Raw genomic sequence first — 25,480 nt, 5'->3', positions numbered from 1 at the left:
TCCTCTTCCTGCCGACCGTCCGACGAAGGCGCACGACCCCGCGCTCCCACGGCCCTCACCCGCATACGCCGACGGGACGGACCAACGGAGAGCCAGCAGCAGTCAACACGCCGGGCCCCGGAAAGCGCAGTGGTTGCCCCACCAGTTCCCACGCCCGAAAGGGGCCCCCGATCTGGCGATCCATACGAACCCGTCGGCGGGTCCGACCGCACGGCAGGGGTTCAAGCGAGGCCATCGGGTGCGGAGCGAGTCATTCCGGAATCCCCGTCACACCGGTCGGGTGGCCGGGGAGCACGCGTATATGAAACGTAGATGGACTCCTGCGAGTGTCTCCTCGGCAGAACCGCCCGCAAGTCAGCCAGGAGCCGCACCCGGCACCTGGCCCCACAGACAGGATCCACCGTGCCGCACCCCCGCACGTCCGTCACCCGCCGTCTGGCCCTCGTCGTCCCCGCCGCGCTCCTCGCGCTGCTCGCCGTCGGTGCCACCGCCGGCGCGCCCGTGCTCCTCGCGGACCGCGGCACGAGTGTCTCGGCCGACGGCGTCTCCGGGCCCCGCCCGCGCCTGGACCACAACGAGTTCAACAGCCGAGCCTGACCGGCACGCCCGTTTCCAGCAGGGCGCGGGCCTCCTCGGCCTCCGGGAGGCCCGCCCGCTCGAACACCTCCAGCGCCTCGCCCGCGTGCCTCAGCCCCTCCTCGCGCCGGTCCGCCGCCAGGCAGACCCCGGCGTGGATCAGCAGGGCGTAGCCGCGGTCCCGGCCCCGGCCCGGCACCGTGCGCAGATGGGCCACGGCCCGGGCGGAGGCCTCCAGCGCCTCCCGGGTCCGGCGGAGGTCGCTCAGCGTCCGGGCGCAGCGGTAGTCGGCCTGGGCGCGCTGGCCCGGGATCCGGACCGCGTCGCACAGGTCGAGGCACTCCTCGTACGCGGCCAGCGCGTCCTCCAGCCGGCCGAGCTCGTGCAGGGCCTGCCCGCGCACGCACAGCGCGTGGGCGACCCCGTGGTGGTCGGCCATCTCCCGCAGCGCCTCCAGGGCCTCGTCGCACGCGGGCAGCGCCTCGGCCGCCCGGCCGCCGCGGACGCGGGCCAGGGCGGCGTTGAGGGTGATCGTCAGGGCGCCCGATCGGTGGCCCTGCTCCCGCGCCAGGACGAGCGCCTCGTCGAAGCACTCGGCGGCCTCGCCGAAGCGGTGCTCGAACTGGGCGATCACCCCGAGGTCGTTGTACGCCTGCTGCAGGATCGCCCGGTCGCCCGCCCGGCGGCAGGCCCGCACGGCCAGTTCGGAGGCGGCGCGGGCCCGGCCCAGATCGGTGGCCTGGAGCGCCGCGTTCCCAGTGAGGAAGTGGGCGCGCCCGGCCGCGCGGTCGTTGCCGCGCAGCGTCGCGGCCCGGGCCAGTTCGGCGGCGGTAGCGGTGATCCGCGCGTACGGGATGTCCTGCCCGAACGAGCTGAGCGCGACCAGGAGGTCGGCGGCCATCGTCAGCTGCTCCGTGTCCGCGGCGTCGGGCCGCCGCACCACGAGCTGGACGGCGTGCAGCGCGCAGTCGAACTCCGCGACGACCCAGTCGCGGGCCTCGGTCAGGTCCGCGAGCCGTCCCTCCCCCGGTTCGACGGCCGCCGCGACGATCGAGCGGTGCACCGGGTCCCCGGGGATCATCCACTGGAAGGCCTCGGCCGCCATGCCCAGCAGGTGGTGCAGGAGGCGGTGCTGCACCGGCGGGCCGGGCTCACCGGCCGGGGCGGGCAGGTTGAGCGCGAAGTCCCGGCCCAGCTCGTGGTGGCGGTAGCGGCCCGGCTCCGGTGATTCGAGCAGGGCGGCGTCCACCAGGGCTTCGAGCAGCTCCTCGGCATCCGGCTCGGCCAGGTCCAGGGCGGCGGCCGCCGCGGCGAGCCCGATGCCGGGCCGGGAGACGGGGGCGAGCCGGCGGAACACGCTCGCCTGGGGCCCGGTCAGCTGGCGGTGGCCGAGCTCGAAGACGGCGGCGACGGCCAGGTCGTCGGCCCGCAGTTCGGTCAGCCGGCGCCGCTCGTCGGCGAGTCGGGCCACCAGGTGCGCGACGGTCCATCCGGGCCGGGCGGCGAGGCGGGCGGCGACGATGCGGACCGCCAGCGGCAGCCTGGCGCAGGCCTCGACCAGCGCGGCCGCGGTCTCCTCCTCCCGGTCCACCCGGTCGGCGCCGACGATGTGGCGCAACAGCCCGAGCGCCTCCGCCGGGGTGAACTCCGCGAGCTGGACGTGGCGTCCCGACAGCAGCCCGCCCAGGCGGGCCCGGCTGGTGACGACCACGGCGCAGCCCGCGGCGCCCGGGAGCAGTGGCTTGACCTGGGCGATGTCCCGGGCATCGTCGAGCAGCAGGAGCAGCCGGCGGCCGTCCAGGACGGTACGGAAGAGCCGGGCGCGGTCCTCGGTCGAGGGCGGCACCTCGCGGCGGGGCACGCCGAGGGCGCCGAGCAGGCTGGCGAGGACGGTGCCGGGGTCGGCGGGGTCGCTGCCGGTGCCGCGGAGGTCGGCGTAGAGCTGGCCGTCGGGGTAGGCGTCCTTGACGTGGTGCGCGACCCGTAGGGCCAGGGCGCTCTTGCCGATGCCGCCCATCCCGCTCACGGCGGCGACGGCCAGGGTGGTGCGGGCCGGGTCGCTCAGGACGCCGGTGAGGGCGGCGAGTTCGGCGGCGCGGCCGCTGAAGTCGGCGATGTCGGCCGGGAGCTGGGCGGGCCGGGCGTACCCGGCCGCGGTCGCGCCGTGTCCCGGCGCGATTTCAGGTGCCGCGGCAGCCCCGGGCACCGCGGCCCGGGCCCCGTCCTGCATCCCGGCATGGTCGGCTCCCGGGTCCCCGGCCCGCAGAGCCGCGGAGGCCTCGGGGGCTCCGGGGACGCCGGTGGCTGCCGCGGCCCCGGGCCCGTGCGCCCCCGCCCCCGTGGTCCCCGGCACCCCGGCCGGACCGATGCCGTACGCCCCCGCCGGCCCTGCGGCGGGCGCCCCCGCGAACCCGGCCGATTCGCCGGCAGCCCCGCCGGACGCCGCCGGGAACCCCTCGGGTCTCGCGGGCGCGTCGCCGGAAGCCGGTGCGCCGCCCGGGGCGACAGCGTGCGCTCCCGCAGGTGCCGTCGGCGCGGCGCCGGAGGGCGCGGCCGGGAGCCGTACGGGCGGCTTGACCTCGCGGCCGGGCGCCGGGGATGCGGCGGCGGGGAGGAGGGCCGGGTCGCCCGACAGGATGCGGGCGTGCAGGAGGCGGAGGTCCGGGCCCGGGTCCAGGCCGAGTTCGTCGGCCAGCACCTCGCGGGCCCGGCCGAAGACGGCGAGGGCGTCGCCCTGCCGCCCCGCGGCGTACAGCGCGCGCATCAGGAGCCCGTACGGTCGCTCCCGCAGCGGCTCCTCGCGGATGAGGGCGGTGAGCTCGGGGACGGCCCGCTCGTGCCGCCCGAGCAGCAGGTCCACCCCGAGGCGCTCCTCCAGCAGGTGCAGTCGCAGCTCCGCCAGGCGCGAGCGCTGGCTCTCGGCGAACGGCCCCGGCACCCCGGCCAGTGGCTCGCCCCGCCACAGGGACCCGGCCTCGGCCAGGGCTTCGGCGCAGACCTCCGGCTGCCGGGCCGCGTGGGCGCGGGTGGCCTTCGCGGCCAGTTCCTCGGCCCGTACGGCGTCGACCGAGCCCGGCGGCACAGCGAGCCGGTAGCCGTCGTTCGCGGACTCCAGGATCCGGGCCCCGGTCTTCCCGGACTCGCCGCCCTCCAGCAGCTTCCGCAGCCGCCAGACGTAGGTCCGCAGGATCATCACCGCGGAGCCCGGGGCGGACTCCCCCCAGACCGCGGCGGTCAGTTCGTGCAGCGGCACGACATGGCCCGCGCGGAGCACCAGGACGGCGAGGGTGGCCTGCTGCTGTGGCGGTCCACCGGTCTGCACCGGTCCCCCGTGGGATACGCCCACGGATCCGAGCACGAAGAATTTCACGAGTTCCCCCTGTGCGCGCGCACAGCTCCACACGGCGGTTGGTCCCCAGTTGTCCTGGACCGCCGATGTACGGAGCGTCATCCTAAGCGGTTCATATGACCAATCCGTCGGAATGGGTCGCGGCTGCGGCCCGGCCGGGCCCGCGCAGCAAAGCGGAGGGACCGCGTCCGGGTCACACCCATCCGAGGCGGGCCGCGCGCAGCCCCGCCTCGAACCGGCTGCGGGCGCCCAGCCGTTCGATCAGGGAGGCCATGATCCGCCGGGCGGTGCGGGCCGAGATGTGCAGTTGTCCGGCGGCGGATTCGTCGGTGTGGCCCTCGGCCAGCAGGCCCAGCAGGGAGCGCTCCTGCTCAGTGGGTACGTACACGGCCTCCGCCGGATCCGCGCCCAGCGGTACGGCCGCGCCCCACTCCCGTTCGAAGAGCGCGACCAGCGGGGCGATCATGCCGGGCGCGGAGAGGGACAGCGCGCCCTGGCGGCTGTCCGCCGGGTCGATGGGAACGAGGGCGTGGGTCCGGTCGACCAGCACCATCCGGGTCGGCAGCGCGGCGACCGTACGGAAGGACCCGCCGCCCGCGAGCAGCGCCCGGCTGTAACGCAGGGTGCCCGGATCCTCCCGTACGAGGTCCAGCCCGATGGTGCGGATGGCGACGCCGCGGCCGAGCACGAGGGCGTCGTTGCGTTCGGCGGCCTCCAGCGCGGGCGCGGACTGGGGACCGCCCGGCATGAAGGTGAGCACCTCGGTCCTGGCCTCCAGCGCCAGGCGCTCCAGCCGCCGCTGCACGGCGTCGAGTCCGGCCAGCCGCTCGACGCCCTCGGCCGGGCGGCCGCCGGAGCCGGCGCCCGCGAGGATCCGTACCAGGGCCTGCTGGTGACCCGCGGCCTGGCGGTGCCGGCGCACCAGTTCCTCGTGCTGCTGCTCCAGGAGCCGCTGCATCCCGAGCACCGGGTCGACGACGGTGAAGTGGCCGGGCGTCTCGAAGGACGCCTGGACCAGGCGCAGCTCGAAGAGCCGGTCGAGGCAGTCGCGGACCCGGTCGGGCTCCACCCCGAGCCGGGCGGCGAGTTCGACCAGGCCCAGTTCGGGCCGGGCCAGCACCTCCTCGTACACCGTCTGGTCGAGCTCCTCCAGGTCGAGCGTCACGGACATCGTCCCCCTCTTCGCATGCTGTCGCCCCCGTCGATCTGCGAGCAGCCTGCCTGCCGGAGATCTACGTGACATAGACACGCCCTCTACGCGCGTCAACGTGGCTCCGGTCGGCCGTCGGCGGGGGCCCGGCCGGGGGCGGCTGTCCCAAAGCGTCCTGGCCTCTTCCGCCACCCCTGAACCCGTTCCCCCAGGTCAACACCTTGGCCAGGATGGAGGCGTGCCGCTCGGCACCCCTTCCCCACTCCCGATGAGGGCACCTCCATGACTTCTCGCGTCCGCACCACCGTCCGTCCGGTCCGCACCGCTGCCGTGGCCGTCGCCGCGGCCGTCGCCTGCGCCGCGCTCGCGCTCACCGCCGGCGGGCCGTCTGGTACGGACACGGCGGGGGCCGCCACCGTCCAGGCGGCCCCGGCGCCCCTCCCGGCCGCCCCGGGCGCGGTCGCCTACGGCCTCATCTGGGACTGACCCGGGCGCGTGGAGCTGACCCTCGTCTCTCTCGTCCCGCCCGGGCTCGGCCCCGGCCACGGTCCCGCGGACGACGGCCGCCTGCTCCGCCTGCTCTGGGGCGCGGCCCGCCCGGGGGAGCGACTGGAGCACATCAGCGTGCGGAGCGGTCCGCACGGCGTGGACCTCGGACTCTTCACCGTGGCCACGCCCGGGACGACCGCCGCGGAGGCCGCCCTGGCCATCTGCCGCCGCGTGCTCGCGCCCCCCTCCCCCTTCCACGGCTGGCATCTCGCCAGCGGATCCACCAGCCTCGCGCGACCCGGCGCGATCCCCACCACCACGACGTGACAGGAGCACCCGTGACCAACCCCTTCGAGGACGACGAAGCCACCTACTTCGTCCTCGTCAACCAGGAGAACCAGCACTCCCTGTGGCCCGCCTCGATCGAGGTGCCCGCCGGCTGGACGGCCACCCACGGCCCGGCCGGTCGCCAGGACTGCCTGGACCACATCGAGAAGACCTGGACCGATCTGCGTCCGGCCGGTCTGGTCGCCGCCCTCGGGGAGGTCTGAGCCGATGACCGTCCAGCGCACCGCCCGTCCCCGGCACTACCTGATGTGCCGCCCGTCCCACTTCACCGTCGACTACCGCATCAACCCCTGGATGGACCCGGCCAAGCCGACCGACACCGACCTGGCCGTCCTGCAGTGGGAGCGGCTGTACGCCCTCTACCAGGAGCTCGGGCACACGGTCGACCTGATCGACCCGGCTCCGGGGCTGCCCGACATGGTCTACTCGGCCAACGGTGCCACCGTGCTCGGCGACCGCGTCCTGATGGCCCGTTTCCGCCACCCCGAGCGCGCCGCCGAAGCCCCCGCCTACCAGGCCTGGTTCAAAGCCAACGGCTACGCCGAGGTGGTCGCCCCGGAGCACGTCAACGAGGGCGAGGGCGACTACCTGGTCGCCGGGTCCCGGATCCTGGCGGGCACCGGCTTCCGCACCGACCCGGCCTCGCACGCCGAGGCCGAACGGGTGCTCGGCGCCCCGGTGGTGGGCCTGACCCTGGTCGACCCGCGCTTCTACCACCTGGACACCGCCCTCGCCGTGCTCGACGACGACGAGATCATGTACTTCCCCGGCGCCTTCTCCGCCGAGTCACAGGCGGTGCTGCGCGAGCTGTACCCGGACGCGCTGCTGGCCACGGAGGAGGACGCCGAGGTCTTCGGGCTGAACGCCCTCTCCGACGGGCGGAACGTCCTGCTCGCCGAGGCCGCCCACGGGCTCGCGGACCGGCTGGCCGAGCGCGGTTTCACGCCGATCGGCGTCGACCTGTCCGAACTGTTCAAGGGCGGCGGCAGCGTCAAGTGCTGCACCCTGGAACTCCGTCACGCCGCGCAGGCGCCGACCGCGGGTGGTGCCGCATGAGCACCCACCCGACCATCCCCGCAGCGATCGCCCCCGCAGCGGCCACCGCTGCCGAGGCCGTCCCCTTCGCAGGCGTCCTCGACTGGCTCGTCGAGCCCGGCGCCCCGGCCACCGTCCGCGCCCCCGAGCTGGCCGACGCGGCCGCCGCGCGGGACTGGATCGCCGGGCACGGCGCCGAACTGCGCGCCGGACTCGACCGGTTCGGCGCCGTGTACGTGAGCGGACTGCCGGTCCGCGGCGTCGACGACTTCGCCGTCGTCCGCGACGAGCTGGTCCGCCGGGCCACCCCGTACCGCGAGAAGGCGACCCCCCGCAGCGACTTCGGCTCCGGCGTCTTCTCCTCCACCGACCTGCCCGCCGCGCAGGCGATCCGCCCGCACAACGAGAACAGCTACACGCTGACCTTCCCCGGCCTGCTGCTCTTCGGCTGCCTGACCGCCCCCGAGGAGGGCGGCGCGACACCCGTCACCGACTGCCGCGAGGTGCTGCGCTCGCTCCCCGCCGCTCTGGTCGAGCGGATGCGCGCCTCCGGCTGGGTCCTGACCCGCACCTACTCGGAGACCCTCTCGGTCGCCTGGCAGTCCGCCTTCGGGGCCACCACCCGCGAGGAGGTCGAGGCGTACTGCGCCGAGAACGCCATCGCCTGCGCCTGGGACGAAGAGGGCACGCTGCGCACCAGCCAGGTGCGGCCGGGCATCGTCCGCCACCCGCAGACCGGCGACGAAGTCTGGTTCAACCACATGGCGTTCTGGAACCGCTTCTCGCTGGACGAGGAGCTGCGCGAGGTCCTGCTGGACGAACTCGGCCCCGGGGGGCTGCCCTTCGACACGGGTCTCGGTGACGGCGTCCCGCTGACGGAGGCGGACCTGGCGGCCGTCAACGCCGCCTACGAGCGGGCCACCGTGCGCCGCGCCTGGCAGCCGGGGGACCTGCTGATCGTCGACAACGTCCTGACCGCGCACGGCCGCGACCCCTTCCGCGGCGACCGGCGGATCGTCGTCGCCATGGGCGACCCGGTCGCGGTGGCGGACTGCGCCCCGACCGTCGCCCCGCGCGCCGGAACCGTCGCGGCGGTGTCCCGTGGCTGAGCCGACGAACCTGGTGGAGCGGTTCCTGGAGACCGCCCGGACCTTCCCCGGCCGGGCCGCGGTGCACGCCGCGGACGGTGCCCTGACCTTCGAGGAGCTGGCCGGGCGCACGGCCCGGCTGGCGGCGGCGCTGCGCGCGCTCGGCGTCCGCCCGGGCGACCGGGTCGGCGTGAGCCTGCCCCGCGGCACGGGCTGGGCCGTGGCCCCGCTGGCGGTGTGGCGGGCCGGTGCGGCCTACGTCCCGCTGGACCCGGCGTACCCCGGGGAGCGGCTCGCGCACATCGCGGCCGACGCCGGGCTGCGTGCGGTGGTCGCGCGGGCGGGGGCCGCGGCCGAGTGGGCCGAGGGCCTGCCGGTCCTGGACCCGGACACGGCCGCCCCGGACACGGCGCACCCGGACACGGCGGCGCCCGCCGCGCAGGCCGGCGCGGAGCCGTCCGGCCGTGCCGGGCACCCGACCACCGCGGCCTACGTCATCCACACCTCGGGCTCCAGCGGACTGCCCAAGGGCGTGGAGGTCACTCACGCCGGCGTCGCCGCCCTCGTCGCGGGCCTGGAAGAGCGGGGCGTCTACCCGTCCGGCCACCGCGTGGTCGCCTGGAACGCCAGCCTGTCCTTCGACGCGTCCGTGCAGCAGTGGGTCCGCGTGTGCCGCGGCGACACCCTGGTCGTCCTGGACGACGAGGACCGCACGGACCCGGCCCGGCTGGACGCGCTGTTCGACGCGCACGGCGTGACCGACCTCGACTGCACCCCCTCGCACTGGCAGCTGACCGGTCCGCGGCTGCGGCCCGGGCGTCCGCTGCGGCTGCTGCTGGGCGGCGAGCCGGTGCCGGTACCGATGTGGCGGGCGCTGGCCGAGGACCCGGCCGTGGAGGCCTGGAACCTGTACGGCCCGACCGAGTGCACCGTCGACGCCACCGCGACCCGGATCACCGGGGCCACCCCGCGCCTGGGCGAGCCGCTGGCCGGGGTCCGCGCCCAGGTCCTCGACGAGGGGCTGCGGCCGGCCGCCACGGGCGAGCTGTACCTGGCCGGTCCGGGCGTGGCCGTCGGCTACGTCGGCCGGCCCGGGCTGACCGCCTCGCGGTTCGTCGCGGACCCCTTCGGCACCGACGGCAGCCGGATGTACCGCACGGGCGACCTGGTGCGCTGGCGGGCCGACTCCGGTCTGGAGTTCCTGCGCCGCACCGACCGGCAGCTCAAGGTCCGTGGCTTCCGGGTGGAGCCGGGCGAGCTGGAGGACCGGCTGCGCGGCCACGCGGCGGTGGAGGCGGCCGTCGCCGTGGCCCGGACCGGGCCGGACGGCGACACCCTCCTCGCGGCGTACTGCGTCCTGGCCCCGGGGGCCCGGGTGACCGACGCGGAGCTGAGCCGGCACTGCGGGGCCGCGCTGCCCGCGTACTTCGTCCCGTCCGTCTTCGTCACGGTCGACGCGCTCCCGCTGACGCCGAACGGCAAGGTGGACACCGAGGCGCTGCCGCCGCTGCCGACTGCCCCCGCAGCCGGGCCGGAGTCCTCCGGGCGCGCCCCCGAGGGCCCGCTGGAGGAGCTGATCGCGGCCGTGTGGGCCGAGGTCCTCGGCCGGGACGGCGTCGACGCGGAGGCGAACTTCTTCGCGCTCGGCGGCCATTCGCTGCTGGCGCTGCGCGTGGTGTCCCGGCTGAAGAAGAACGCCGGGGTCGCGCTGCGGACCAAGGACGTCTACCGCTTCCCCGTCCTCGCGGACCTGGCCCGGCACGCGCAGTCGGTGCGGGCCCTGGCCGTCGGGGAGGCCTCGTGAGCGTCCTCGACACCACCGCGGTGCGCCTGAAGGAGACCGGGGAGGGCGCGCCCACTCTGGTCTGCCTCGCCTTCTGTGGCGGAGGCACCGCCACCTTCCACGACTGGGTCCCGGCCCTGCCGGACGGCGCCGGCCTGGTGGCCGTCTGCTATCCGGGGCGCGAGGGGCGGTTCGCCGAGGAGTTCGCCCGGACCTGGGACGAGCTCGCGACGGACGCCGCCGCCGGGGTCGCGGCGGTGGCCGGGCAGGGCCCGTACGTCCTGTTCGGGCACAGCATGGGCGGCTGGATGGCCTTCGACGTCACCGTACGGCTCGCCGTGGCGGGCGCGCCCCCGCCGCGCGCCCTGGTCGTCTCCGCCTGCAACGCCCCGGACCGCGGGGTCACCGACCGGGACCGGTTCCTGGACCGGGGACAGCGCGACGACGAGCTGCTCGGCTGGATGAGCACCCACGGCCTGCTGCCCGAGCACGTCCTCGAAGAGCCCGAGCTGACCGAGATGGCCGTGGAGCTGATGCGGGCCGACCTGGCCGCCCGGGACACCTTCACCCACACCCCCGGTGCCCGGACCGGCGTCCCGCTCCAGGTCTTCTCCGGGGACGCGGACCCGGTCATCGGCGAGGACGTGGGTGCGCGCTGGGCGGCGCTGACCGACGGCGCGTTCCGCCACGACGTCCTGCCCGGCGGCCACTTCTACACCCCGGAGGTGTGGCGGGGTCTGCCCGCCCGGATCACCTCTCTGACGACCGGGGCCGCCGCGGCCCCCGCCCCCGTCCTCTCCTCGTCCGCCGCCCCGCGAGGGACGGCGGCCCCATGACGAACGGCAGTTCCATGACCTTCTCCCCCGCCTTCGGCATCAGCCACGTCGAGTCCTACGTCGCCGACCTCGCGTCGGCGGCGGCCGAGATGACCGGCCGCTTCGGTTTCCGTGCGGTCGCCCGCGCCGCGTCCGCCGACGCCGAGTCCCTGCTGCTGCGCCAGGGCCGGATCTCCCTCGTCCTCACCCAGGCCCGCTCACCGCACCACCCGGGCGCCGCCTACGTCCTGGCCCACGGCGACGGCGTCGCCGACATCGCGCTGAGTGTGCCCGACGTGGCCGCCGTCTTCGACGAGGCGGTCTCCCGCGGCGCGGTCCCCCTGGCCGTGCCGCGCCGGCACGCCGACGGCCGCACCCGGGCCGTGGTCGCCGGGTTCGGCGACGTGGTGCACACCCTCGTCGAGCCGGACCCGGCCGGGCTGCCCCCGGGCTTCACCCCGCTGCCGGACGCCGCCGCACCGGACGCGGACGGCGAACTCCTGGAGGAGCTGGACCACTTCGCGGTCTGCCTGCCCGCCGGACAACTCGCGCGGACCGTGGAGTTCTACACCCGTGTCCTCGGCTTCCGGATGATCTTCCAGGAGCTCATCCGGGTCGGCGCGCAGGCCATGGACTCCAAGGTGGTGCAGAGCGCCTCCGGCGAGGTCACCCTGACCCTGATCGAGCCCGACGTCTCCCGCGCGCCGGGGCAGATCGACCGGTTCCTCGCCGAGCACGGCGGCGCGGGCGTCCAGCACATCGCCTTCGCCTCCCGGAACGTCGTCCGGGCGGTCGGGGCGCTGCGCGAGCGCGGCGTGGAGTTCCTGAGCGTCCCCGACACCTACTACACGATGCTCGCGGACCGGCTCGACCTGGCCCGGCACTCCACGCAGGAGCTCCAGCGCATCAGCGTCCTGGTCGACGAGGACCACGACGGGCAGCTCTTCCAGATCTTCACCCGCTCCACCCACCCGCGCCGCACCCTCTTCCACGAGGTGATCGAGCGGTTCGGCGCCCGCACCTTCGGCAACGGCAACATCAAGGCCCTGTACGAGGCCGTCGAGGCCGAGCGGCTGGGCGCCGGAGAGGTCCTGCGGTGAGCGCCGGTCGCGACACCATGCCGGTCCCGGTCCGTCTGGAGGACTTCGCCGGTCCGGCCCGCCGGGCCCTGCCCCCGGAGGTCTGGGACTTCATCGCGGGCGGCAGCGGCGAGGAGCTGACCCTGGCCGCCAACCGGGCCGCCCTGGACCGGATCCGCCTCGTCCCCCGCGTCCTGTCGGGCCCCGGGGCCGTCGACACCTCGGCCGAACTCCCGGGCGGCCGGGCGGCCCTGCCCGTGGCGGTCGCGCCGATGGCCTACCAGCGGCTGCTCCACCCCGAGGGCGAGCTGGCCACGGCCCGCGCGGCGGCGGCCGCCGGGGTGCCGTTCACCCTGAGCACGCTGAGCAGCGTGCCGGTGGAGGAGGTCACGGCGCTGGGCGGGGTCACCTGGTTCCAGCTGTACTGCCAGCGGGACCCGGGGCTCACCGCCGAGCTGGTGCGGCGCGCCGAGGACGCGGGCTGCGCCGCGGTGATGGTCACCGTCGACGTCCCCTCGATGGGCCGGCGCCTGCGCGACCTGCGCAACGGCTTCGCCCTGCCGGCGGGCGTGGCGGCCGCGCACCTCGACCCGGCCACGACCCGCCGGGCCGCCGAGCGCCGGGACGGGACGTGCGCGGTGGCGGAGCACACCGCCGAGTCCTTCGCCCGCGCCCTGGGCTGGGACGACCTGGCCCGGCTGCGGGAGCAGACGAACCTGCCTCTGATCGTCAAGGGGATCCTCGATCCGGGTGACGCCGCGACCGCGACCGCGGTCGGTGCGGACGCCGTCGTCGTCTCCAACCACGGCGGCCGCCAGCTCGACGGCGCGGTCGCCAGCGCGGACATGCTGTCCGCGGTCCGGGAGGCGGTCCCGCCGTCCTGCCGGCTGCTGCTGGACAGCGGGATCCGCAGTGGAACCGACGTCCTGAAGGCCCTGGCGCTCGGCGCGAACGGGGTGCTGCTGGGCCGGCCCGTCCTGTGGGGCCTGGCCGCGGACGGCGCGGAAGGCGTGTCCCGGGTACTGGGGCTGCTGGCGGCCGAACTGCGCTCCGCCCTGGAGCTGTCGGGCTGCGGCGCCCCCGCCGACGCACCCTGGCTGACGACGCTGGGGGTGGGCCGGTGACCGTCACGGCCGTGGCCCTGGACCGGGCCGATCTGCACGCGTCCCTCGCGGACCCCGCGCTGCTGTCCATGACCTTCCTCAACGAGATCGCGGGACGGTTCCCCGAGGCGGTCTCCTTCGCCCCCGGGCGGCCGACGGAGGACTTCTTCGACCCGTCCGACCTGCACCGCTACCTCGACACGTACATCCACCACCTCACCGCGGACAAGGGCTACGACGAGGCCGGGGTGCGGCGGGAGCTGTTCCAGTACGGCCGCACCAAGGGCGTCGTCCACGAGCTGATCGCCCGTCACCTCGAACGGGACGAGGGCATCGTCTGCGACCCGGAGGCCGTCCTGATCACGGTGGGCGCGCAGGAGGCGCTGTGGCTCGTGCTGCGCGCCCTGAAGGCCGGCCCGCGGGACGTGGTGCTGGCCCTGGACCCGACGTACGTCGGGCTGACGGGCGCCGCCCGGCTGCTGGACCTCCCGGTGCGGTCGGTGCCCGAGGGCCCCCGCGGGGTGCGTCCGGAGCAGGTGCGCGAGCGGATCCGCGAGGTCCGCGCGGCCGGGGAGCGGCCCCGGGCGCTGTACCTGGTGCCGGACTTCTCCAACCCGAGCGGCCACTCCCTGGACACGGGGACGCGCCGGGAGCTGCTGGAGGTCGCGGAGCAGGAGGACGTACTGCTGCTGGAGGACAACCCGTACGGGTACTTCCGGGTGGCGGACGGCCCCCGGCCGCCGACGCTGAAGGCCCTCGACACCGGGCAGCGGGTCGTCTACCTGGGCTCGCTGTCCAAGACCTGCTTCCCCGGCGCCCGGGTGGGCTTCGCCGTCGCCGACCAGCGGGTCACGGGGGCGGGCGGCCCGGCGCTGCTGGCCGACGAGCTGGCCCGGGCCAAGAGCATGCTGACCGTCAACACCCCGCCGCTGACGCAGGCGCTGGTCGGCGGCATGCTGCTGGAGCACGGCGGCAGCCTGCTGGAGGCCAACCGCCGCCAGATCGACGTCTACCGGCGCAACCTGCGCTGTCTGCTCGACGGGCTGCACCGGCGGTTCGCCGGGATGCCCGGGATCCGGTGGATCACCCCCGTGGGCGGCTTCTTCGTCGTGCTCGACGTGCCCTTCGCGGTGACCGACGCCCTGGTCGAGGAGGCAGCCGTCCGGCACGGGGTGCTCTTCACGCCGATGCGCCACTTCAGCGACCAGGAGCGGGCGGGGCGCCAACTGCGGCTCTCGTGCAGCTCGTTGGACCCCGACCGGATCGAGGACGGGCTCGACCGGCTGGCGGTGCTGATCGACGAGCACGGCGGCACCGCATGACCGAGCCCATCGCCCCGCCCGCACCCCTCCCTGCTCTCCTCGCACCACCCCCAGAAGGAACGCCCATGCACACCGACGACGCGCGCGGACCGCGGCATTCGCTCGTCCGGCCCCTGATCCGTGCCGTCCGGCGCGACGCCGCGGCGGTGGCCGTCGTCGACGACGGCGTCGCCCACACGTACGGCGAACTCGACCAGCTGTCCGCCGAGATCGCGGGCGGGCTCGCCGCCCGCGGCCTGGGACTGGACGACGTGGTCGCCGTCCACGGCGAACGGTCCTGGGAGCGCTGCGCCGCGGTGCTCGGCGCCTGGCGGGCCGGCCTGGGCGTGGTCTGCGTCGACCCGGGCATGCCCGCGCCGCGGGCCGCGCGGATCGCCCGGCTCTGCGCCCTGCTGGTCCGTCCCGACCACACCGCGCCGACCGGGCTCGGCCCCGCCGAGGTCGCCTTCGGCGAGCTGCGCGGCGCCCCGCTGGAGGAGCTGCGCGAGGGGACCGTCGGGTACGTCATCCCCACGTCCGGATCGACCGGTGAGCCCAAGTCGGTGGCCGTTCCCCCGTCGGTGCTGGCCGCGCTCGGCGACTGGCACGTGCGGCACTGGGCGCACGACCGCCCGCCGCACACCCTCCAGGCGGCCTCGATCGGCTTCGACGTGGGCTACGAGGAGATCGTCACCACCTGGCTGGCCGGGGCCGCGCTGGTCGTGGTCTCCGACGAGGAACGCCAGGACCCCTTCGCGCTGATGGACCTGATCCGCGAACAGCGCGTCGCCCGGCTGTTCCTGCCGGTGGTGGGGCTGCACGCGCTGGCCACGGCCGGCGTGTTCGAACCGGACGCGATGCCCGACCTGCGGGAGATCGCGGTCGCGGGCGAGCGCCTCGTCGTCAACTCCGAGGTGCGGGAGTTCTGTGCGGCCGCCGGGGTCGCCCTGGTCAACGAGTACGGGCCCAGCGAGACCCACGTGGTCACGGAGTACCGGCTGGACCCGCGGGAGGCCGCGTCCTGGCCCGAGCACCCGCCGATCGGCGGTGCCGTCGCCGGGGCGGAGCTGCTGCGCGAGGCGGACGGCGTGCTGCGGCCGTTCGCGGCGGGCGAGGAGGCGGAGCTGGTCGTCGGCGGGGGCAGTGTCGGCCTCGGCTATCTGGGCGACCCGGAGCTGACCGCGGCCCGCTTCCGGACCCTGCCCCACCGCGACGGGACCCCGCGCCGTACGTACGCCACGGGGGACGTCGTCCGGTTCGACGGGGCGGACTTCCACTTCGTGGCCCGGGCCGACGACCAGCTCAAGGTGAGCGGGTACCGGGTCGAGCCCGGCGAGGTCGAGGCGGTCCTGGGCGCGGTCCCGGGGGTCCGCCGGGCCGTGGTGGTGACGGTGGAGGTCGCGGGCTCGCGCCGGCTCGCAGCCGTGTGGACCCGGACGGGGGCGGACGGCCCCGGGCCCGAGGAGCTGGCCGCGGCGTGCGCGGCGCAGCTGCCCGCGTACATGGTGCCCCGGCACTTCCGGCCCGTGGAGGAGCTGCCGGTAACCGCCAACGGAAAGGTCGACCGGGCCGCCCTGCGGGCGCTGTTCGCCCCGGCCGGCAGCGCCGTCTGACCGCCGTCTGACCAGCACGCGCAGGCCCGTGGAGGCCCGCGGCGAACGAGAACGAGGAAGACCATGAGTGGAATCGACGTGACCGAGGCGGAGCGGATCCTGTGCGGTGTCCTGGCGGACCTGTTCGGAATCCCGGAGGTCGGCCCGCAGGACGGCTTCGTCCGGCTCGGCGGTGACAGCATCATCGCCGTCCAGGTGGTCGGCGCGGCCCGCCGCGCCGGGCTGCGCATCACCGTCCGGGACGTGCTGACCCTGCCGGACGTCGCGGCTCTGGCCGCCGCCGCCCGGCCACTGGCCCGGTCCGCCCTGTCGGGTGCCGACGACGGGGTCGGGCCGGTCCGGCCGACGCCGGTGATGCACTGGCTCGACGAGCGCGGCGGGCCCGCCGACCGCTATTACCAGTACCTGGTGGTGCGGACCCCGGCCGGGCTGACCGGGCAGAGCGCGGCCGAGGTGCTCCAGGCGGTCCTGGACCGGCACGACATGCTGCGCGTGGTCCGGGACGACTCCGGCTGGCGGACCCGCCCGGCCGGGTCGGTGCGCGCCGCGGAGTGCCTGCGCCGGGTGGCGACGGAGGGCCGCGAGGCCACCGCCGAGGAGGTCGGGCGGGAGGTGCACGCGGCCCGCGACCGGCTCTCGGTGGGCGGCGGGGTGATCGTGCAGGCCGTCTGGTTCGACGCCGGGGCCGGGCTGCCCGGGGCGCTGGCCCTGGTCGTCAACCACGTGGTCGTGGACGGGATCTCCTGGCGGGTGCTGACCGGCGACCTCACCCGGGCCTGGGAGGCGGTCGTCGCCGGACGGGCCCCCGCCGGCGCCCTCGACCCGGTGGCCACCTCGTTCCGCCGCTGGTCCGAGCTGCTCACCGCGGAGGCGGCCGGGGAGCGGGCCGCGGCCGAAGCCCCGTACTGGAGCGGTGTGGTGCGGCCGGGTGCGGGCATCGCGGGCCGCCGCCCGCTGGACCCGGCCCGCGATCACGAGGACCGCGCCGGGCACCTCGCCCTGAGCCTGCCCGCGGCGACGGCCGGGCCGCTGCTGACGTCGGTGGCCGACCGGCTGCGCGCCGACGCCAACGAGGTGCTGCTGACCGGGCTCGGCCTGGCCCTGGCCCGGTGGCGGCCCTGCGGTCCGGAGGTCCTGGTGGAGCTGGAGGGCCACGGCCGGGAGGACATCGGCGCCGAGGCCGACCTCTCCCGTACCGTCGGCTGGTTCACCACCCTCTTCCCCACCCGCTTCGCCCTGGACGGCCTGGGCGCGGCGGACGCCGAGGACGGCGGTCCCACCGCCGCCGAGGCACTGCGGCGGGTACGGGAGCAGCTGCGGGCGATCCCGCGCAAGGGCATCGGGTACGGCCTCCTGCGCCACCTCGACCCGGTCGTCGGCAAGGAGCTCGCCGCGGCGGAGCCCGCGGGCCTCGGTTTCAACTACCTGGGCCGGCTGGGCGGTCCGGGCGGCGGCGACTGGCAGCTGCTGCCCGCCCACGGGGCCCGGCTCGACGCCCCCGGCCCGGGCATGCCGATGGCGCACGCCGTCGAGGTGAACGCCTTCGTCCTGGAGTCGGCGGACGGACCCGTCCTGCACGCCGACTGGGCCTGGGCCGACGGCGTCCACGACGAGGCGGAGGTCCGGGCGCTGGCCGAGGGCTGGTTCCGGATGCTCGGCGCGCTCGTCGTCCTCGCCGACCGCTCCGGCCCCGCGGTCCCGTCCACCGTCCCGCCCGCCTCCGGCCTGACGCTCGACGCGATCGGCCAGGACGAACTGGACGACCTCGCGGCCTCCCTCGGCCTCCTCTGACCCCGACCGGACCACACCCCCGCCCCGCCGCCCCTCTCCGACGGCCTCCCAGAAAGCGACACATCAGCCATGAACACCAGCCGGCCGGCCATCGAGGACGTCCTGCCCCTCTCCCCGCTGCAGGAGGGCATGCTCTTCCACTCCGGGTACGACGAGGACTCCAAGCACCTCTACATCGCCCAGTTCACCGTCGACCTGGACGGGACGCTCGACGCGGGACGGCTGCGCCGGGCCGCCGGGGAGCTGCTGCGCCGCCACGCCAACCTGCGGGTGGTCCTCACCCACCGCAAGAACGGCGATCCCGTCCAGGTGGTCCGCCGGGACATGGAGCCGGCCTGGCAGGAGCACGACCTCGGCGCCCTGCCCGCCGGGGAGGCCGAGGAGCGGACCGCGGAGCTGACGGAGGAGGACTGGGACCAGGGCGTCGACAGCCGCCGCCCGCCGCTGCTGCGGTTCACGCTGCTGCGGCTGGCGGACGACCGGCACCGACTTCTGGTGACGGCTCATCACATCCTGCTGGACGGCTGGTCGTTCGGGCTGCTCTTCCGCGAGCTGTTCACCCTGTACGCGGGTGGCGAGCCGGAGCCGGCGCGGCCCTACCGGGAGTACCTGGCGCACCTCGCGCGCTGCGACCGGCCCGCCGCCGAGGGGGCCTGGCGCACCGCCCTGGCCGGTCTCGGTGCCCCCGGCCGGATCGCGGACGGCGCCGGCCGGGTCTCCCCCGGCGCCACCCCCGAGGACGTGGTGGTGCGGCTGGACGAGGAGCGGACGGCGGCGCTGACCGCTCGGGCCCGGGAGTGCGGGCTGCTGCTGACCAGTGTGGTCCAGGGCGCCTGGGCGGTGCTGATGGCCCGCGCCACCGGGCAGGACGACGTGGTCTTCGGTCTCACGGTCAGCGGCCGCCCCGCCGAACTGCCGGGTTCGGAGCGGATGATCGGCATGCTGATCAACACCGTGCCCGTGCGGGCCCGGATCGACGCGGCTGCCCCGCTGCGCCGGATCTGCGCGGAGCTCCAGCGCGAGCGGGCGGAGCTGGTGGACCACGATCACCTGGGGCTGACGGAGATCCAGAAGCTGGCCGGTTCCCCGTCCGCCCTCTTCGACACGAACCTGGTCTTCGAGAACTTCCCGATGAGCGACTACGCGCTCGACCTGCCCGGCTTCGGCCTCGAGGCGCGGATCCGGTTCCGGGACACCACGCACTTCCCGCTGACCCTGGTGGTCGAGCCGGGTGCGGCGCTCGGGCTGCGGCTGAGCCACCACCCCGGGCTCGTCGGCACCGAGCGGGTGCGGGAGCTGGGCGAGCGGCTGGTGCGGCTGCTGGAGCGATGGACGGCCGACCCGGACGCGCCGGTGGAGGTCCTGGACGCGCTGACCGCGGCCGAGCGCCACCGGGTCCTGGCCGAGTGGAACGACACCGCCGCCGCCCTCCCGGAGTCGACGCTGACCGCGCTGCTCGCGGAGCAGGCGGCCCGGACCCCGGACGCCACCGCCGTCGTCTTCGAGGGGGAGTCCCTGACCTACCGGGCGCTGGACGAGCGGGCGGGCCGCCTCGCGGACGTGCTCGCGGCCTGCGGCATCGGACCGGAGAGCCTGGTCGCGGTCGCCGTACCGCGCTCCCTCGACCTGATGGTCGCCCTGTGCGGGGTGCTGAAGGCGGGGGCCGCCTACCTGCCCGTCGACCCCGGCCAGCCCGGGGAGCGCAACCTCGGGATCATGGCCGATGCCGCCCCGGCGCTGGTGCTGAGCACCGGCTGGGAGGCGCCGGGGACGCCGACGCTGCGGCTGGACGCCCCGCTCCCCGCGGCGGATCCCGCACCGCGGCCGGTGGTCCTTCCCGACCACCCGGCGTACGCGATCTTCACCTCCGGTTCCACCGGCCGCCCCAAGGGCGCGCTGGTCCCGCACCGGGCCATCGTCAACCGCCTGGAGTGGATGCAGCGGGAGTACGGTCTGGGAGCCGGGGACCGGGTGCTGCAGAAGACGCCGAGCGGTTTCGACGTCTCGGTGTGGGAGTTCTTCTGGCCGCTGCTGACCGGGGCGACCCTCGTCGTCGCGAAGCCCGGCGGCCACCAGGACCCCGCCTACCTGGCCGGCCTGATCGCCCGGGAGTCCGTCACCACCGCGCACTTCGTGCCGTCCATGCTCGACGTGTTCCTGCGCGAGCCCGCCGCGGCGGACGCCCGCTCCCTGCGCCGGGTGATCGCCAGTGGCGAGGCGCTGCCCCCGCACACCCAGGACGCCTTCTTCCGGGTCCTGCCCGGCGCGGAGCTGCACAACCTGTACGGCCCGACCGAGGCCGCGGTCGACGTCACGCTCTGGCCCTGCCGGGCCGGGGACGCCACCGTCCCGATCGGCCGGCCCGCCGCCAACACCCGTACGTACGTGCTGGACGGCCGGCTCGCCCCGGTGGCGCCCGGTACCGCGGGCGAGCTGTACCTGGCCGGCGTGCAGCTGGCCCGCGGCTATCTCGGCCGGCCCGGGCTGACCGCCGAGCGGTTCGTGGCCTGCCCCTTCGAGCCGGGGGCCCGCATGTACCGCACGGGCGACCTGGTGCGCTGGCGGGCCGACGGCGTCCTGGAGTACCTGGGCCGCACCGACGACCAGGTCAAGATCCGCGGCTTCCGCATCGAGCCGGGCGAGGTCCAAAGCGCCGCCGCGGGCTGCGCGGGCGTCTCCCACGCGGCGGTCGTCGTCCGCGAGGACCGCCCGGGCGATCCCCGGCTCGTGGCGTACGTGGTGCCCCGCCCGGGCGCCGCGCCGACCCCCGCCGGGGTCCGCGGCGAGCTGGCCGCCGCGCTGCCCGAGCACATGGTCCCGGCCGTGGTCGTGCTGGACGAGCTGCCGGTGACGCCGAACGGCAAGCTCGACCGGCGGGCCCTGCCCGCCCCCGCCCTGCGCGCCGGCGGCCGCGGCGGCCGCACCGAGCCGGAGCGGATCCTGACGGGCCTGTTCGCGTCGGTGCTGGGCCTGCCCGAGGTGGGCGCCGACGACGACTTCTTCGAGCTGGGCGGCCATTCCCTGCTGGCGATGCGGCTGGTGGCGCAGGTGCGCGGGGCGTTCGGCGCGGAGCTGGGCATCCGTGAGGTGTTCACCGCCCGCACTCCGGCCGCGCTCGCCGGGCTGATCGACGGCGCGGACCGGGCCCGTCCCGCGCTGCGGCCGCAGGCGCGCCCGGCGCAGCTGCCGCTCTCCCCGGCGCAGCGCCGGCTGTGGTTCCTGGACCGGCTCGACGGGCCGAACCCGGCCTACCACAGCGCGGTCGCGCTCCGGCTCGACGGGCCACTCGACATGGCGGCGCTGCGCGGAGCGCTGGCCGACCTGGCCGAGCGGCACGAGATCCTGCGCACCGTCCACCCGGAGGCCGACGGCGAGCCCCGTCAGTTCGTCCTGCCCCCGGCGGCGCCCGTCCTGGAGCTCCTCGACGCGGCCGGCGCGGACATCGACGAGATCGCCGCGCGCCCCTTCGACCTGGCCACCGACACGCCCCTGCGGGCCGCGCTGCTGACGGCCGGGCCCGGGCGGCACACGCTGGTGCTGGCCCTGCACCACATCGCCACCGACGGCGAGTCCTGGGGGCCGCTGCTGGGCGACCTCTCGTACGCCTACGCGGCCCGCACGGGCGGCGGCGCCCAGCCGCGCCCGCCGCTGGCCGTGCAGTACGCCGACTACACGCTCTGGCAGCGCGCCCTGCTGGACGGCGCTGCCGAGGAGCAGCTGTCGTACTGGCGCACCGCGCTGGCCGGGCTGCCGGAGGAGCCGGTGCTGCCCACCGACCGGCCCAGGCCGGGGGTGGCCGATCCGGCGGGCGGGGCCGTCGCCTTCGGCCTGGACGCGGCCCTGACCGCGCAGCTGGAGGCGCTGGCCCGGGCCAACGGCTGCACCGTCTTCATGGTGCTCCAGGCCGCGCTGGCGGTGGTGCTGTCCCGGCTCGGCGCGGGGACCGACGTGCCCCTCGGCACGGTCGTCGCGGGCCGTACCGACGAAGCCCTGGACGATCTGGTGGGCTTCTTCGTCAACACCCTGGTCCTGCGCACCGACCTGTCCGGGGACCCGACCTTCGCCGAGCTGCTGGAGCGGGTGCGGGAGGGCGATCTGGCGGCCTTCGCCCATCAGGACGTGCCCTTCGAGCAGGTCGTCGAGGCGGTCAACCCGCGGCGCTCCCTCTCCCACCACCCGCTGTTCCAGGTGGCGCTGACGATGCGCCGGGCGGCGGCCGCGGGCCTGGAGCTGCCCGGGCTGACGGCGGTGGCCGAGGAGGTCGACGTACCGCAGGCCGAATTCGAGCTGGCGCTGCAGTTCACGGAGGCGGCCGGAGCGGGCGAGGGGCTGAGCGCGGTGGCCAAGTACCGTACGGAGCTCTTCGACGAGGCCACCGTGCGCGCCCTCGTGGAGCGGCTGCGCGGGGTCCTGGCGGCGGCGGTACGGGCGCCGCGCGGCCGGGTCTCGGCCCTGGAGGTGCTGCTGCCGCGGGAGCGGCAGCGGCTGCTGGCCGACTGGCAGCCGCCGGCCCCGCCTCGGGCGGGTACGGCGGTGCACCTGGAATTCGCCCGGCGGGCCGCGCTGCACCCGGCCACCGTGGCCCTGGTGTCCGGCCCCGACGCCATCACCTACGGGGAGTTGGACCGGCGCGCCGACCGGTTGGCGCGCCGGCTGGCCGGCCTCGGTGTCACCGCCGAGACCCCGGTGGGGGTGCTGATGGGGCGCTCCCCCGAGGTGGTCGTGGCGATGCTGGCCGTCCTCAAGGCGGGCGGTGCGTACCTGCCGCTGCACTCCGGCCAGCCCGCCGCGCGCACCCGGCGGATCCTGGACGCCGCGGGCTGCTCCGTGCTGCTGGTCGACGACGCGCACGCCGGGCTCGCCCCGGAGGGCGTGCGGACGGTCCTGGCCGGCGCGGCGCAGGCCGCCGGCGCTCTCGCGGACGGCGGGGAGTTCGCGGCGGCGCCGTGCCCGCCCGGGCAGCTCGCCTACCTGATGCACACCTCGGGCTCGACCGGCGAGCCCAAGGGCGTCGCCGTCACCCACGGGGACGTCCTGGACCTCGTGGCCGACCGGGGCTGGCACACCCGGGGCGCCGAGCGCGTCCTGTTCCACGCGCCGCACGCCTTCGACATAGCCGACTACGAGCTGTGGGTGGCGCTGCTGTCGGGCTGGCAGGTCGTCGTCGCCCCCGAGGGCGAGCCGACGGTCGCCGGGCTGGGCGCCCTGATCCGCGGGGCGGGCATCACCTCCGTGCACCTGACGGCCGGTCTGTTCCGCGTGGTCGCCGAGGAGGACCCCGGCCTGCTGGCCGACGTCCGCGAGGTGCTGACCGGAGGCGACGTCGTCAGCCCCGCCGCGGTCCGCGCCGTGCTGGCCGCCTGCCCGGACACCGTGGTCCGCCACCTGTACGGGCCCACCGAGGCGACCCTGTGCGCGACCACCCACCTGATCACCGGCGCCGCGGACGCCGACGGCCCGGTGCCGATCGGCCGCCCCCTGGACGGCACCCGTGCGTACGTGCTGGACGAGCGGATGCGGCTGGTGCCGCCGGGCACCCCGGGCGAGCTGTACCTCGCCGGTGCCGGAGTGGCGCGCGGCTACCACCGGCGTCCCGCGGCCACCGCGGAGCGGTTCGTCGCCGACCCGTTCGGCGCGCCCGGGACGCGCATGTACCGCACCGGCGACCTCGCCCGGTGGCGGGCCGACGGGCTGCTGGAATTCCTCGGCCGGGCCGACGAGCAGGTGAAGGTCCGCGGCTTCCGCGTGGAGCCCGGCGAGGTCGAGGCCGCGCTGGCCGCCTGCCCGGGCGTCCGCCAGGCCGTGGTCGCCGTACGGGCCGCCGCGGACGGCGAGAAGCGGCTGGCCGGGTACGTGGTCGGGGAGGTCTCCGGGCCCTCGGTGCGGCGCCGGCTGGAGCGGCTGCTGCCGGATTACATGCTGCCTTCGTACGTCCTGGTCCTGGACGCGCTGCCGCTGACCCCCAACGGCAAGGTGGACTACCGGGCCCTGCCCGAGCCCGAGCTGCCCGCTTCCGGCGGGCGTGCCCCCCGTACCCCCCGGGAGGAGATCCTGGCGGGGCTCTTCGCCGAGGTGCTCGGCCTCGACGCGGTCGCCGCCGACGCGGGCTTCTTCGACCTGGGCGGCCACTCGCTGCTGGCGACCCGGCTGGTCAGCCGGATCCGTACGGCCCTCGGGGTCGAGCTGCCGCTGCGCGACGTCTTCCGGGCGCAGACCGTGGCCGCGCTCGCGGAGCTGGCCGGGAGCGCCGACCGGGCGCGGCCGCCGCTGCGCCGTGCGGAGCCCGGGCAGGGCGCGCCGCTGTCCTCGGCGCAGCACCGGCTGTGGTTCGCGCACCAGGCGGAGGGCACGTCCGGCCACCACAACGTGCCCTTCGCCTACCGGTTGAGGGGTCCGCTGGACGCGCCGGCGCTGCGTGCGGCGCTCGGCGACGTGGCGGCCCGGCACGAGGTGCTGCGGACCGTCTTCGACGAGTGCGGGGGCGAGCCGGTGATCCGGCTGCTGGAGGGTGCGGCGGCCGACGTGCCGCTGGAGGTCCTCGCCGTCGCGGAGGCCGAGGCCGTAGCGGACGCGGTACGGGAGGTGACGGGCCACTGCTTCGACATCTCGGCCGAACTTCCGCTGCGGGCCCGGCTGCTGGAGCTGGGGCCGGAAGAGCGGGTGCTGGTGCTGGTGGTGCACCACATCGCCACCGACGGCTGGTCGTGGGGGCCGCTCCTGGCCGACCTGGCCACCGCCTACGCCGCCCGCCTGGCGGGCGCGGAGCCCGCCTTCGAGCCGCTGCCCGTGCAGTACCGGGACCACACCGTCTGGCAGCGGTCCGTGCTCGGCGCGGAGGGCGCCCCGGACGCGCTGATCACCCGTCAGCTCGACTTCTGGGCCAAGGAGCTGGCCGGCGCCCCGGCCGAGCTGGCCCTGCCCTACGACCGGCCCCGCCCGGAGGTGGCGAGCTTCGCGGGCGGCTCCGTCCCCCTGGAGCTGGACGCGGAGCTGCACGGACGGCTGCTGGAACTGGCCCGGCAGCACGGCTGCACCCTCTTCATGGTCCTCCAGGCCGGCCTGTCGGTGCTCCTGTCCCGCCTCGGGGCCGGCACCGACATCCCGATCGGGACGGTCGTCGCGGGCCGCACGGACGAGGCGCTGGACGACCTCGTCGGCTTCTTCGTCAACACCCTGGTCCTGCGCACCGACGTCTCCGGCGACCCGGCCTTCACGGACCTCCTCGCCCGGGTCCGGGAGAGCGACCTCGCCGCCTACGCCCACCAGGACGTGCCCTTCGAGCGGATCGTGCTGGGGGTGAACCCGGAGCGGTCCCTCGCTCGGCACCCGCTCTTCCAGGTGCTGCTCCAGGTACAGAACGAGCCGCCCGCCCTGCCCCGCCTGACGGGCCTCACGGCGGAACCGCACCCCGTCGAGTGGGCGGTGTCCAAGTTCGACCTCGGCGTGGACCTCGGGGAGCAGCGCGCCGCCGACGACACCCCGCTCGGCCTCACCGGGGAACTCACCTACGCCACCGAGCTGTTCGACCGTACGAGCGCCGAACGGCTGGCGGCGGACCTGGCCCTGGTGCTGCGCGGTCTGGCGGCCGCCCCGGAGCGCCCGGTCGGCTCGGTCGACGGACCGGCCCCGCGCACGGCCGACGCCGCCCCTGCCGCGCCGGAGCCGGCCGCGGACCCGGGTGGCAGCTCCGAGGACCGCGTCCGCGCCCTGTACGCCGAGGTTCTCGACCGGGACGAGGTCGGCCCGGACGACAACTTCTTCGCCCTGGGCGGCCACTCCCTGCTGGTCACCCGGCTGATCAGCCGGATCCGGGCCGAACTCGGCCGGGAGCTGAAGATCCGCCAGCTCTTCCAGCACCCGACCCCGGCCCGCACCGCCGCCCTGCTCGCCGACGCGCCGAAGGCCCGTCCCACGCTCCGCCGCTCCGCCGATGCCTGAGTCATCACCCCGCCCCCGCACC

The 25,480-nt window shown here is 76.1% G+C and carries 16 protein-coding genes; 14 read left to right on the top strand and 2 right to left on the bottom strand.

The window, feature by feature from the left end; all coding sequences use genetic code 11:
- The first annotated feature begins 402 nt into the window (after positions 1-402).
- The gene (locus ACFYZ4_RS35740) at positions 403-597 is read left to right on the top strand and encodes a hypothetical protein (protein ID WP_351289128.1); all 195 of its coding nucleotides are present in this window, start codon (positions 403-405) and stop codon (positions 595-597) included.
- Here the strand turns inward: ACFYZ4_RS35740 and ACFYZ4_RS35735 are convergent.
- Both ACFYZ4_RS35735 and ACFYZ4_RS35730 read right to left on the bottom strand, forming a co-directional pair.
- The gene (locus ACFYZ4_RS35735; RefSeq protein WP_390785918.1) at positions 581-3,946 is read right to left on the bottom strand and encodes a BTAD domain-containing putative transcriptional regulator; all 3,366 of its coding nucleotides are present in this window, start codon (positions 3,944-3,946) and stop codon (positions 581-583) included. The two genes, ACFYZ4_RS35740 and ACFYZ4_RS35735, sit on opposite strands and share 17 nt — an antisense overlap.
- 172 nt (positions 3,947-4,118) lie before the next feature.
- A complete protein-coding gene (locus ACFYZ4_RS35730; protein WP_390785917.1) occupies positions 4,119-5,096 on the bottom strand; it encodes a LuxR C-terminal-related transcriptional regulator in 978 nt (325 codons plus the stop codon).
- Positions 5,097-5,357: 261 nt separating this feature from the next.
- Here ACFYZ4_RS35730 and ACFYZ4_RS35725 point away from each other — a divergent pair, with 261 nt between their 5' ends.
- The 13 genes from ACFYZ4_RS35725 to ACFYZ4_RS35665 all read left to right on the top strand — a co-directional run bounded on the left by ACFYZ4_RS35725 (position 5,358) and on the right by ACFYZ4_RS35665 (position 25,458).
- A complete protein-coding gene (locus tag ACFYZ4_RS35725) occupies positions 5,358-5,561 on the top strand; it encodes a hypothetical protein (protein ID WP_351289122.1) in 204 nt (67 codons plus the stop codon).
- Positions 5,562-5,570: 9 nt separating this feature from the next.
- Complete coding sequence (locus ACFYZ4_RS35720; protein WP_390785916.1) at positions 5,571-5,891, top strand: hypothetical protein; 321 nt, start codon at positions 5,571-5,573, stop codon at positions 5,889-5,891.
- A gap of 11 nt (positions 5,892-5,902) precedes the next feature.
- Positions 5,903-6,115: an MbtH family protein gene (locus ACFYZ4_RS35715; protein ID WP_030157721.1), complete on the top strand. Its 213-nt coding sequence runs from the start codon at positions 5,903-5,905 to the stop codon at positions 6,113-6,115.
- Positions 6,116-6,119: 4 nt separating this feature from the next.
- Positions 6,120-6,968 (top strand): dimethylargininase, encoded by an 849-nt coding sequence (gene ddaH, locus ACFYZ4_RS35710; protein ID WP_390785915.1) that lies wholly within the window; start codon positions 6,120-6,122, stop codon positions 6,966-6,968.
- Complete coding sequence (locus ACFYZ4_RS35705; RefSeq protein WP_390785914.1) at positions 6,965-8,056, top strand: TauD/TfdA family dioxygenase; 1,092 nt, start codon at positions 6,965-6,967, stop codon at positions 8,054-8,056. Before ddaH ends, ACFYZ4_RS35705 begins: the two co-directional genes overlap by 4 nt.
- Positions 8,049-9,839, top strand: coding sequence for an amino acid adenylation domain-containing protein (locus tag ACFYZ4_RS35700; RefSeq protein ID WP_390785913.1), 1,791 nt, complete (start codon positions 8,049-8,051; stop codon positions 9,837-9,839). Before ACFYZ4_RS35705 ends, ACFYZ4_RS35700 begins: the two co-directional genes overlap by 8 nt.
- Positions 9,836-10,654, top strand: a complete 819-nt coding sequence (locus tag ACFYZ4_RS35695; protein ID WP_390785912.1) for a thioesterase II family protein — start codon at positions 9,836-9,838, stop codon at positions 10,652-10,654. Before ACFYZ4_RS35700 ends, ACFYZ4_RS35695 begins: the two co-directional genes overlap by 4 nt.
- Positions 10,651-11,733 (top strand): 4-hydroxyphenylpyruvate dioxygenase, encoded by a 1,083-nt coding sequence (hppD, locus tag ACFYZ4_RS35690; RefSeq protein WP_351289110.1) that lies wholly within the window; start codon positions 10,651-10,653, stop codon positions 11,731-11,733. Before ACFYZ4_RS35695 ends, hppD begins: the two co-directional genes overlap by 4 nt.
- A 17-nt stretch (positions 11,734-11,750) precedes the next feature.
- Positions 11,751-12,836 carry an alpha-hydroxy acid oxidase gene (locus ACFYZ4_RS35685; protein WP_390785941.1) on the top strand — a complete coding sequence of 362 codons (1,086 nt, stop codon included), beginning with the start codon at positions 11,751-11,753 and terminating at the stop codon, positions 12,834-12,836.
- Positions 12,833-14,137 (top strand): PLP-dependent aminotransferase family protein, encoded by a 1,305-nt coding sequence (locus ACFYZ4_RS35680; RefSeq protein WP_390785911.1) that lies wholly within the window; start codon positions 12,833-12,835, stop codon positions 14,135-14,137. The genes ACFYZ4_RS35685 and ACFYZ4_RS35680 overlap by 4 nt, the downstream gene beginning before the upstream one ends.
- A 65-nt stretch (positions 14,138-14,202) precedes the next feature.
- Complete coding sequence (locus ACFYZ4_RS35675; protein ID WP_390785910.1) at positions 14,203-15,729, top strand: AMP-binding protein; 1,527 nt, start codon at positions 14,203-14,205, stop codon at positions 15,727-15,729.
- A gap of 63 nt (positions 15,730-15,792) precedes the next feature.
- Complete coding sequence (locus ACFYZ4_RS35670; RefSeq protein WP_390785909.1) at positions 15,793-17,520, top strand: condensation domain-containing protein; 1,728 nt, start codon at positions 15,793-15,795, stop codon at positions 17,518-17,520.
- Between the two features lie 69 nt (positions 17,521-17,589).
- On the top strand, positions 17,590-25,458 hold the full coding sequence (locus tag ACFYZ4_RS35665; protein WP_390785908.1) for an amino acid adenylation domain-containing protein: 7,869 nt from the start codon (positions 17,590-17,592) through the stop codon (positions 25,456-25,458).
- Positions 25,459-25,480: the final 22 nt, after the last annotated feature.

The organism is Streptomyces sp. NPDC001513 (assembly GCF_042894695.1).
Lineage (GTDB): Bacteria > Actinomycetota > Actinomycetes > Streptomycetales > Streptomycetaceae > Streptomyces.
The sequence above is the reverse complement of the archived record's forward strand: the minus strand, read 5'-3'. Positions and strand labels throughout refer to the sequence as shown.